The organism is Flavobacterium sp. (assembly GCF_049240005.1).
GTDB lineage: Bacteria > Bacteroidota > Bacteroidia > Flavobacteriales > Flavobacteriaceae > Flavobacterium.
Genome location: NZ_JBMLTK010000033.1, coordinates 1 through 9,530, shown reverse-complemented (window position 1 = coordinate 9,530; position 9,530 = coordinate 1). Strand labels below are relative to the sequence as shown.

The window sequence follows — 9,530 nt, the reverse complement described above, 5'->3', positions numbered from 1 at the left end:
GGTTCGGTTGGGCAAAACGATACGTAAAATGGTAAACGTCGCGATCCCGATAGCTATCGGGACTAGCTTCTAAAAAAGCCTTCGATACGTTCAGGCACCAACGAATTGTGGGTTTGGGCGGGTAAAACGACACGTTAAATGGTGAAATCATCGATCCCGATAGCTATCGGAACTAACTTCCAAAAACAATACATAAACTAGTAAACTCATCCACGCCGACCTACAACGTCCAGGAAAACTCCTCTTCAAAAATCCGATTACGCTCGGTACTTACAAAATTTCGAAAAGCTTCTGCTACAGGCGATAAGTTCTTTTGCTGCAACCAAATCAGGTTCCAATCGGTTTCTAAAGGAAGTTTGGGTACATCGATTATTTTCAAATCGCCCACCAAAAGCTCGTTCTTCACACCAATCATGGGTAAAATCGAAACGCCCAAACCCGCAACAACCGCTTGTTTCACGGCTTCATTACTCGTAAGCTCAATCTTATTAACGATATTCAAATCGTTCTGCGAAAAAAAACGTTCCATCATCATGCGTGTACCCGATCCTTTCTCGCGAAAAATAATCGGCAATTCTTTTAAATCGTGGATCGATTGGCAGGCTGCAACCTCAAAATACTTCGGATTCTTCATCAAATACAATTTGTTTCGAAGCAAACTGATGCTGCTCAATTGAAATTGATCGGGAATAATCGAAACCAAAGCAAAATCAATTTCGTTGCGTTCCAAGCTCTCTAAAACTTTAAAACGATTGGTCACGTCGAGCGATAACTCAACACCGGGATGCTGTTTTAAAAACGATTGCAGGTAAAACGGAATGATGTATTTTCCGGTGGAAACCGCTGATAGCTTCAATCGGCCACTTAACTGTCCTTTATGCGCCATCGTTTTAAAATTAATTGCATGTACCTGATTCAATATGTTTTCTGCGGCAGCGGCAATTTCTCTACCAAAATCGGTTACATACAATTTTCGTCCAACAACTTCGGTCAGCGGTATCTCAAACTGATCCTGTAAATTCTTCAACTGTATAGACACGGCCGGTTGCGTTAAATTGAGTAATTCTGCCGCCTTGGTAATGCTTCCCGTTTGCGTAACGCGCAAAAATACTTGCAGTTGGTGAATGGTATAATTCATAAAATATTTTAATGTTTACCATATCAAATATAAATAAAAATATATGAAAGGAAGCTATCATCTTTGCACCGATATAAAATTTATTCAGCATGAAAAGAATCACAATTGCAAAAGGAGACGGGATTGGTCCGGAAATTATGGACGCTACGTTGTCGATCATCAAGGCAGCTGGTGCCGAATTGGAGTACGATGAAATTGAGGTAGGTGAAAAAGTTTATCTATCGGGAAATACATCGGGAATTGCTTCAGAATCATGGGATATTATCCGACGTAACAAAGTGTTTTTGAAGGCGCCTATTACAACACCTCAAGGTGGTGGTTACAAGAGTTTGAACGTTACCACACGTAAATTTCTAGGTCTTTACAGCAATGTGCGTCCGTGTACGTCTTTGCACCCATTTGTGGCTACCAAGCATCCTGAAATGGATATTGTGATTGTTCGTGAAAATGAAGAAGATTTATATGCAGGAATCGAGCACCAACAAACCGACGAAGTGGTTCAGTGTTTGAAAATTATTTCGCGTCCGGGTTGTGAGAAAATTGTTCGTTACGCTTTTGAATATGCACGTGCGTACGGCAGAAAGAAAGTAACTTGCTTCACAAAAGACAATATCATGAAGCAAGCCGATGGTTTGTTTCACCAAGTTTTCGACGAAATTGCTGCCGAATATCCTGAAATCGAAAACGAACACTGGATTATCGATATCGGTGCTGCGAAAATGTCGGATACACCAGAAGTTTTCGACGTTATTGTGACACTAAATTTATATGGCGACGTTCTTTCGGATATCGCCGCACAAATTGCAGGATCTGTTGGTCTAGCAGGTTCAGCAAATATTGGTGAAGAATGCGCTATGTTCGAAGCTATTCACGGTTCGGCGCCTCGTCGTGCTGGACAAAACTTAGCGAATCCGTCTGGACTATTACAAGGTGCGGTGATGATGTTAACGCATATGGGAATGACCGACGTTGCCGAAAAAGTGCAAAACGCTTGGTTGAAAACAATTGAAGACGGCGTTCATACCTACGACATTTTCAAAGAAGGAACTAGCAAAGTAAAAGTTGGAACTAAAGAATTTGCAGATGCTATAATCGCGAATTTAGGTCAAAAACCTTCTAAATTAAAAGCGGTTACTTATAAAACAGACGCAACTTTGAATCTGCCGAAATACGAAAGAAAAGCACCAAAAGCTAAGAAATTAGTAGGCGTAGATGTTTTCTTGCACTACCGCGGAACGAATCCAGACGAGTTAGGTGCAGCTGCTTCTAAAATTGGTTTTGATTCAGTTTCGTTGTCAATGATTACCAACCGTGGAATCAAAGTATGGCCAGAAGGTTTCTCAGAAACTTTTTGTACCGATCACTGGCGTTGCCGTTTCAAATCAGCAACAGGAGAGTTGAGCAAGCAAGATATCATTACCTTACTTTCTAACGCGGAAACTCACGGATTAGACGTAATCAAAACGGAAAATCTATATGAGTTCGACGGAAAAGCTGCCTTCTCTTTAGGTCAAGGTCAGTAATCGCAATTCATGGCTAACCAACCTCAAACGCCTCAAATGAAGCAAAATGTAAAACTGGTTTTGGTTTTATTGTGGACAATCATCGGATTGATTTACAATCTATTACAACCCAATTCCTGCTACGGAACCGCTTTTTTAGTGGTAGGAATCCTACTCGCATTTATTGTCCTTTCTAATTTAACTAAAACAGAGAATCGTGAATCTAACAATGCCAATGACTTCAATCAAATTAATTGACGGAACGTTTACGCCGGAAGAGGCGGAGAATGTGCTTTTGAAATTGCTAGATAGCAAGATCAAGTTTCACGCGCTCGAAAGTTTCAGCTCGCAAATTCGAGGTGGCGAGGAAAACCAACACAGCAAACAACGTGTTGCCGAACTTGTTGATGCAACCGAGTCGGTACGCGAGTTGGTAAAGCAAGCCAAAGAACGCAATTTGAAATTCTCAATTCAATCGAATATTTCAATTGAATTGCTTTGATGGAACGCAGTAAATTTCTTTTGGGCGAAGGAAGAACGGCATTATTTGCCACTAAGCACGGAAAGGAACTACTTGTTCAATCATTATTTAACGATCAGTTAGGAATTCAGGTGCAGGTTGCGCCTGAATTCGATACTGACGTGTTCGGAACGTTTTCTGGAGAAGTTAACCGACGCGACTCCGCACTTGAAACCGTTCGCCGAAAGGCAAAAGCCGCGGCAGACAAATACGGACACGATTTAATTTTAGCCAGCGAAGGATCTTTTGGTCCGCATCCCGAGATTTTTTTCGCTCATGCAAATGAAGAATATCTGTTACTGGCCGATTATAAGAATAAACGCGAGTATCTCGCTAAACACCTAACTACCGACACAAATTTTTCTGGTGAACGCCTCACAAATCTAACCGATTTAGCCACTTTTCTACAAAAAGTCGGTTTCCCAGAAGCAAAAGTGATTTTGAAAAATCGCGAGGAAAATCCAGATGTTGTTAGTAAAGATCTGGCGTCTGAGGAAGAAGTAGCTACAGCTGCTCAAGATTTATTAAACCGCTTCGGTTCTTTTTATGTCGAAACCGATATGCGTGCCATGAATAATCCGTTGAGACGAAAAGCAATTGCAGAAACAGCGCAGAAATTAATTGAAAAAATCAAATCTTTGTGCCCGAATTGTGCAGCACCAGGTTTTGATTGGTATGATGTTAAAACAGGTTTGCCCTGTGAGCTTTGCAAGCAGCCAACAAACAGCGTTTTAGCTTTGAAGTACCGCTGCGAAGTGTGCCAATTCGAAAACGAGCAGCCGAGACCCGATAATAAATCTTTCGAGTCGGCTATGTACTGTAACTATTGCAATCCGTAAGATGATTATCACCGAACTCGCACAAGCTGTAAATCGACTAAGAAATGGTTTAGTTGTCGCCATTCCCACAGAAACGGTCTACGGACTCGCAGCCGATAGCAGCAATGAAATTGCGGTAAAACAGATTTTTTCCTATAAAAATAGGCCGCAAACCAACCCACTAATTTTGCATTTCCACAACAGTGAAGCAGCATTCGAGCAAGCTCGTTTGGTACCCGAAGCTGCAAAAATATTAGCAACACATTTTTGGCCCGGACCGCTGACATTGGTTCTTCCAAAAAAAACGCATATTTCAGATGTGATCACTGCTGCTCAGGATACGGTTGCTTTACGAGTACCTGCACATCCCTTAACTCGCGAACTTTTACTCAATTTTCCAAACGGCTTAGTGGCACCTAGCGCCAATAAATACATGCAAACCAGTACCACAAACGCCACTGATGTTGCCAAGCAATTTGCCAATGACGACGTTTGGATTTTAGACGGTGGCTCATGCAGCCAAGGTTTGGAATCGACTATCGTTGCTTTTAAAGATAACGTGCCGGTTGTTTTGAGATACGGTGCCATTACCGTGCAACAAATCACAGAAGTTACGAAGCTCGAAGTCTTGCAGAACATTCCAATGCAAACCGTGGTTCCCGGCATGCACAAAAAACACTACGCTCCAAAAGCGCAATTAATTGTAACCGAAAATCCGGTTCAAACTTTAAGAGCGTTAGCGGATAAAACAGTCGGTTTCATCGGAGTTAATCAAGAAGCAGCAAAATTGGCGACGGCTGCTTTTCTCTACAATCCATTAGATTTACAAGAACTAGCAACAAATTTATATCGACTTTTTCACCAATACGACGCACAAAATTTAGCATGTATTGTAGTGGAAAAGCCAGAAAACATCGGACTCGGACAAACCATTAACGACCGCCTGAAAAGGGCTGCAACCAGTATATGAATTTAGATTTACTCTTAGAAAACCTCAAAAATCCGGCATTGCTTTTTTTCCTTTTGGGAATTATAGCCGTTAAACTAAAGAGCGACCTCGAAATACCAAACAATTCGTCGAAGTTCATCAGCTTGTACCTTCTTTTTTCAATTGGTTTTAAAGGCGGGCAAGAATTGGCGCACAGCCACTTTACTTTCGAGATCATTTGGGCCGTGATTTTCGGAATTGTCATAGCATCTTTAATTCCCATTTACAGTTTTTTTATCCTGAAACGCAAGTTCAATATTTACGACTCCGGGGCCATTGCCGCTGCTTATGGTTCGGTATCGGCGGTAACATTTGTCACTGCTGCTACTTTCTTAGAATTGCAGGATAAAACTTTTTCGGGTTATATGGTTGCCGTAATGGCTTTAATGGAAGCGCCCGCAATTATTATTGGTGTCGTTCTTATTCGCTTGTTTGCAAAGAATGGCGAAAAAACAGAAACCGGACTGCTTTCTCTTGTAAAACACTCTTTTACAAATGGTTCTGTATTGTTGATTTTAGGAAGTTTGATTATCGGACTTTTAGCATCCGATCAACAAGCCATGGGTATTAAACCTTTTACAACAGATTTGTTTAAAGGCTTTCTCGCTATTTTCCTGCTCGATATGGGGATTACCAGTGGAAAGAAATTGAATGATTTTGTGAAAAGTGGTTGGTTTGCCGTAGCCTTTGCCGTTCTAATTCCTCTGGTAAATGGCTGTTTAGTCGCTGTGTTGTCTTCGGTGGTAACTCAAGATGTAGGAAACCGATTCATCTTTGCCGTTTTGGCTGCCAGCGCTTCGTACATTGCCGTTCCAGCAGCGATGAAAATCGCGGTACCAAAGGCTAATCCCGGCTTATTCTTACCGATGGCGCTTGCAGTTACTTTCCCCGTGAATATTACCATAGGTATGCCGCTTTATTTGGCACTCGCTTCACTTTAATTACTCATTAATAAGAGCAGCCAGTACGATCTCATAATGCGACCACGGAATAAAATGATCGGCGTTTTCGATCGTTACAACATCCACTTTTTGTGCAGCGGTAAGTGCTTTTTTAAGAAAATCGACATTGCTGTAGGGAACCAAGCGATCTTTTGTTCCGTGAATGATGCGCACATTTCCACTGATGTTTTTGAGTTTCGGCTTCAAATCGTATAAGTCAGCTTTCAACCAAAACAACTCGTCGTTTGAAGTACGCAAGGCTTGCGGAACCAAGTAGCGAACGGGTTTAACCATGAGAACTTGTCGCCAACGCTCGGGTTTTTCGGCAGCAGGATCTACCGAACCCGCTAAAACATACAGTTGTTTATAAGATTCAGGATAGGTGCCCGCTAAATCACAAATAACAGGTCCGCCCATTGAATGTCCGACAAGTGCAACCGATTTTAGTCCCAATTTCCTAATCGCTTCGTGCAAAAGTTCCGTTTGTGTTTGCAGAGATTGCGCCTCCCCGAAATCGGAATAACCAAATCCAGGCCGGTCGATTGCCACCAAGTAGTATTTTTCTAAAAGTCGTTTTTCGACCATAAATGTTTTAAAAGCATCCCAACTTCCGGGCGAGCCGTGGATGAAAACTAGGGCAGGTAAGGTCGAATCGCCGCTCGTGATCACATGTATTTGATGTTCGCTAATTGCTAACAGCTTTGATTGGTACGGAATTCCCGCTTTTTCAAAATGCTGTCGGGTTTCTTTCGCGTTGCTTCGCATAGTCATGCAGCTTTGGCAGAAAACTAAGTAGCTCACGCAGAGTGTAATCAGCCAAAAACGCTTCTTTTTTAGATAAGCTTTCAATCTGTATTTTTTCGGAAAATTAGATTGTTTTAGAATATGTTTATCATTTTTTAGGAATTCCTTTAGTTATCTTGCGGCTATGAAGTTTAAAGTTGTTTCCGACTACGCGCCAAAAGGCGATCAACCCGCAGCTATTTCTGCTTTAGCGAGTGGAATTCACTCGGGTGAAAAGTTTCAAACATTATTAGGTGTTACCGGTTCTGGAAAAACCTTTACCGTTGCAAACGTCATTCAAGAAGTTCAGCGACCAACTTTGGTTCTTGCGCACAATAAAACGCTTGCAGCCCAACTTTATGCCGAGTTCAAAGAGTTCTTTCCGAACAATGCCGTCGAGTATTTTGTTTCGTATTACGACTACTACCAGCCGGAAGCTTTTATACCGGTTACGGGCGTTTACATTGAAAAAGACTTATCCATAAACGACGAACTCGAAAAAATGCGAATGAGCACTACCGCTTCGCTGCTTTCCGGACGTCGCGATGTTCTCGTGGTGGCTTCTGTTTCGTGTTTGTACGGTATCGGAAACCCTATAGAATTTCAAAAAAATGTAATCCCGCTCGAACAAAACCAGCGTTTGGCTCGCACAAAGCTCTTACATGCCTTAGTTCAAAGCTTGTATGCCCGAACTGAAGCCGAATTTAAACCTGGTTCGTTCCGCATTAAAGGCGATACCGTAGAAGTATTCCCGAGTTACGCCGACGACGCTTTTCGCATTCACTTTTTTGGCGATGAAATTGAAGAAATAGAACGATTTAATCCGACCTCTGGTGTACGAATCGAACAATACGACCGACTCACGATTTATCCGGCCAATATGTTTGTGACATCGCCCGACGTCTTGCAAAACGCCATTTGGGAGATTCAGCAAGATTTGGTGAAGCAAGTCACTTTTTTTAATTCGATTGGTAAAAATCTCGAAGCAAAACGGTTAGAAGAGCGTACCAATTTTGACTTAGAAATGATACGCGAACTCGGCTATTGCAGCGGAATCGAAAACTATTCGCGTTACCTCGACGGTCGATTGCCCGGAACACGACCGTTCTGTTTACTAGATTACTTTCCCAAAGATTATTTGATGGTTGTCGACGAAAGTCACGTGACGCTTTCGCAAGTAAGTGCGATGTATGGTGGCGACCGCAGTCGGAAGGAAAATCTCGTGGAATACGGATTTCGCCTACCGGCAGCGATGGATAACCGCCCGCTGAAATTTGAAGAATTTGAAGCATTGCAAAATCAAGTCATTTACGTTTCAGCAACGCCGGCCGATTACGAATTGCAAAAGTGCGGCGGTGTTTATGTGGAACAAATTATTCGTCCGACCGGTTTGTTGGATCCGATTATCGAAATTCGTCCGAGCGAAAACCAGATCGACGATCTTATCGAAGAAATTCAGCAACGAGCCGAGCAAGACGAGCGCGTTTTAGTTACCACACTTACCAAACGTATGGCCGAAGAATTGGCGAAATACTTAACGAAAGTCGATATTCGTTGTCGGTACATTCATTCCGAAGTTGATACGCTGGAACGTATTGAAATCATGCAAGATTTGCGAAAAGGTATTTTCGATGTGTTGATTGGCGTGAATTTGTTGCGCGAAGGTTTGGATTTACCTGAAGTTTCGTTAGTTGCCATTCTCGATGCCGACAAAGAAGGATTTTTGCGCAGCAATCGTTCGCTTACGCAGACAGTGGGTCGCGCCGCTCGAAATTTGAACGGCAAAGCCATTATGTACGCCGATACCATTACGGGCAGTATGCAGAAAACCATCGATGAAACCAATTACCGCAGAGCGAAACAACTACAATTTAATGCTGACAACAATGTGGTTCCGATGGCATTGAATAAAAAGTTGGACAATATTTTTACCAAAGTAAAACAACTCGACGAGCACCTAAGTTCGAGCAATGTGCGCATGGTTGCCGAGGAAAAAACCGAGTATTTGTCGAAATCTGACATTGAAAAACTCATTAAAGAAAAGCGCAAAAGCATGGAAAAAGCGGCAAAAGAACTCGACTTTATGCTGGCAGCTAAATTGCGCGACGAGATTAAAAAATTACAAGAAACTGAATTTTAATTTTTTGGGTGTGCCGGCGCTTCTTCGTTCGTGCACGGCTACGCCAAACGGTCGCTGAGCTTGTCGAAGCGTGGTCGCTGAGCTTGTCGAAGCGCCGTCGCGCCATTCGCTGTATCTTTTTTGCTTAGACAGTAGTGGAAAATCCGTAGCGCAAAAAAGGATGCCGCTGCTGTCGCTCACACGGGAAAGAAATTGAAAGAATAGAAAAATAGAAAAAATGGAATTCCGATAGCTATCGGAAGCGGAAAATTTCCCCTTTGCGAACTTTGCGGTAAGCCATCTACAAGATCATACACTAGCTTTTATTCGCACAGAAAACACGGAACCGCACAGAATTAGGCGGGAAATTTAGCTGTTGAGGAAAACACAGAACGTATCAAATCGACTGAAAAATTGCACCGCTCTACAACAAGATGAAGCTCCGACGATACTTGGGTTAGGGTGGGACCATGAAACGTAAAATGGTGAATATCGAAAAGTCTTTCCCGATAGCTATCGGGACTCAAATCTTAATACTAAAAAGTCTTTCTTCTCTGCCTTCGACAAGATCATACACTAGCTTTTATTCGCACAGAAAACACGGAACCGCACAGAATTAGGCGGGAAATTTAGCTGTTGAGGAAAACACAGAACGTATCAAATCGCCTGAAAAATTGCACCGCTCTAATACAAGATGAAGCTCCGACGATACTTGGGTTAG

9 protein-coding genes are annotated in these 9,530 nt (G+C 42.4%); 7 read left to right on the top strand and 2 right to left on the bottom strand.

Annotated features, from left to right (window positions below; genetic code table 11):
- Positions 1 to 220: 220 nt before the first annotated feature.
- A complete protein-coding gene (locus ACOVQQ_RS03575; protein ID WP_421816976.1) occupies positions 221 to 1,138 on the bottom strand; it encodes a LysR family transcriptional regulator in 918 nt (305 codons plus the stop codon).
- 89 nt (positions 1,139 to 1,227) lie between these two features.
- Here ACOVQQ_RS03575 and ACOVQQ_RS03570 point away from each other — a divergent pair, with 89 nt between their 5' ends.
- From ACOVQQ_RS03570 to ACOVQQ_RS03545, 6 genes are read left to right on the top strand one after another with little or no spacing between them, the layout of a single operon-like run.
- Positions 1,228 to 2,661 carry an NADP-dependent isocitrate dehydrogenase gene (locus ACOVQQ_RS03570; RefSeq protein ID WP_421816975.1) on the top strand — a complete coding sequence of 478 codons (1,434 nt, stop codon included), beginning with the start codon at positions 1,228 to 1,230 and terminating at the stop codon, positions 2,659 to 2,661.
- A 9-nt stretch (positions 2,662 to 2,670) separates the two neighbouring features.
- A complete protein-coding gene (locus ACOVQQ_RS03565; protein ID WP_421816974.1) occupies positions 2,671 to 2,898 on the top strand; it encodes a hypothetical protein in 228 nt (75 codons plus the stop codon).
- The gene (locus tag ACOVQQ_RS03560) at positions 2,876 to 3,142 is read left to right on the top strand and encodes a hypothetical protein (protein WP_094485857.1); all 267 of its coding nucleotides are present in this window, start codon (positions 2,876 to 2,878) and stop codon (positions 3,140 to 3,142) included. The genes ACOVQQ_RS03565 and ACOVQQ_RS03560 overlap by 23 nt, the downstream gene beginning before the upstream one ends.
- Positions 3,142 to 3,999 (top strand): DUF6671 family protein, encoded by an 858-nt coding sequence (locus tag ACOVQQ_RS03555; protein ID WP_421816973.1) that lies wholly within the window; start codon positions 3,142 to 3,144, stop codon positions 3,997 to 3,999. Before ACOVQQ_RS03560 ends, ACOVQQ_RS03555 begins: the two co-directional genes overlap by 1 nt.
- Before the next feature lies 1 nt (position 4,000).
- A complete protein-coding gene (locus tag ACOVQQ_RS03550) occupies positions 4,001 to 4,948 on the top strand; it encodes an L-threonylcarbamoyladenylate synthase (RefSeq protein WP_421816972.1) in 948 nt (315 codons plus the stop codon).
- Positions 4,945 to 5,907, top strand: a complete 963-nt coding sequence (locus ACOVQQ_RS03545; protein WP_421816971.1) for a sodium-dependent bicarbonate transport family permease — start codon at positions 4,945 to 4,947, stop codon at positions 5,905 to 5,907. The genes ACOVQQ_RS03550 and ACOVQQ_RS03545 overlap by 4 nt, the downstream gene beginning before the upstream one ends.
- On the opposite strand, the gene ACOVQQ_RS03540 is transcribed toward ACOVQQ_RS03545, so the two are convergent.
- Positions 5,908 to 6,672, bottom strand: a complete 765-nt coding sequence (locus ACOVQQ_RS03540) for an alpha/beta fold hydrolase (RefSeq protein WP_421816970.1) — start codon at positions 6,670 to 6,672, stop codon at positions 5,908 to 5,910.
- Positions 6,673 to 6,835: 163 nt separating this feature from the next.
- On the opposite strand from ACOVQQ_RS03540, the gene uvrB reads away from it, so the two are divergent.
- Positions 6,836 to 8,830, top strand: coding sequence for an excinuclease ABC subunit UvrB (uvrB, locus tag ACOVQQ_RS03535; protein ID WP_421816969.1), 1,995 nt, complete (start codon positions 6,836 to 6,838; stop codon positions 8,828 to 8,830).
- Positions 8,831 to 9,530: the final 700 nt, after the last annotated feature.

Coding starts and splice junctions, on each gene's coding strand:
- ACOVQQ_RS03570 (WP_421816975.1), top strand. CDS start 1,228: ATGAAAAGAATCACAATTGCAAAAGGAGACGGGATTGGTCCGGAAATT.
- uvrB (WP_421816969.1), top strand. CDS start 6,836: ATGAAGTTTAAAGTTGTTTCCGACTACGCGCCAAAAGGCGATCAACCC.
- ACOVQQ_RS03575 (WP_421816976.1), bottom strand. CDS start 1,138: ATGAATTATACCATTCACCAACTGCAAGTATTTTTGCGCGTTACGCAA.
- ACOVQQ_RS03545 (WP_421816971.1), top strand. CDS start 4,945: ATGAATTTAGATTTACTCTTAGAAAACCTCAAAAATCCGGCATTGCTT.
- ACOVQQ_RS03565 (WP_421816974.1), top strand. CDS start 2,671: ATGGCTAACCAACCTCAAACGCCTCAAATGAAGCAAAATGTAAAACTG.
- ACOVQQ_RS03560 (WP_094485857.1), top strand. CDS start 2,876: ATGACTTCAATCAAATTAATTGACGGAACGTTTACGCCGGAAGAGGCG.
- ACOVQQ_RS03550 (WP_421816972.1), top strand. CDS start 4,001: ATGATTATCACCGAACTCGCACAAGCTGTAAATCGACTAAGAAATGGT.
- ACOVQQ_RS03555 (WP_421816973.1), top strand. CDS start 3,142: ATGGAACGCAGTAAATTTCTTTTGGGCGAAGGAAGAACGGCATTATTT.
- ACOVQQ_RS03540 (WP_421816970.1), bottom strand. CDS start 6,672: ATGCGAAGCAACGCGAAAGAAACCCGACAGCATTTTGAAAAAGCGGGA.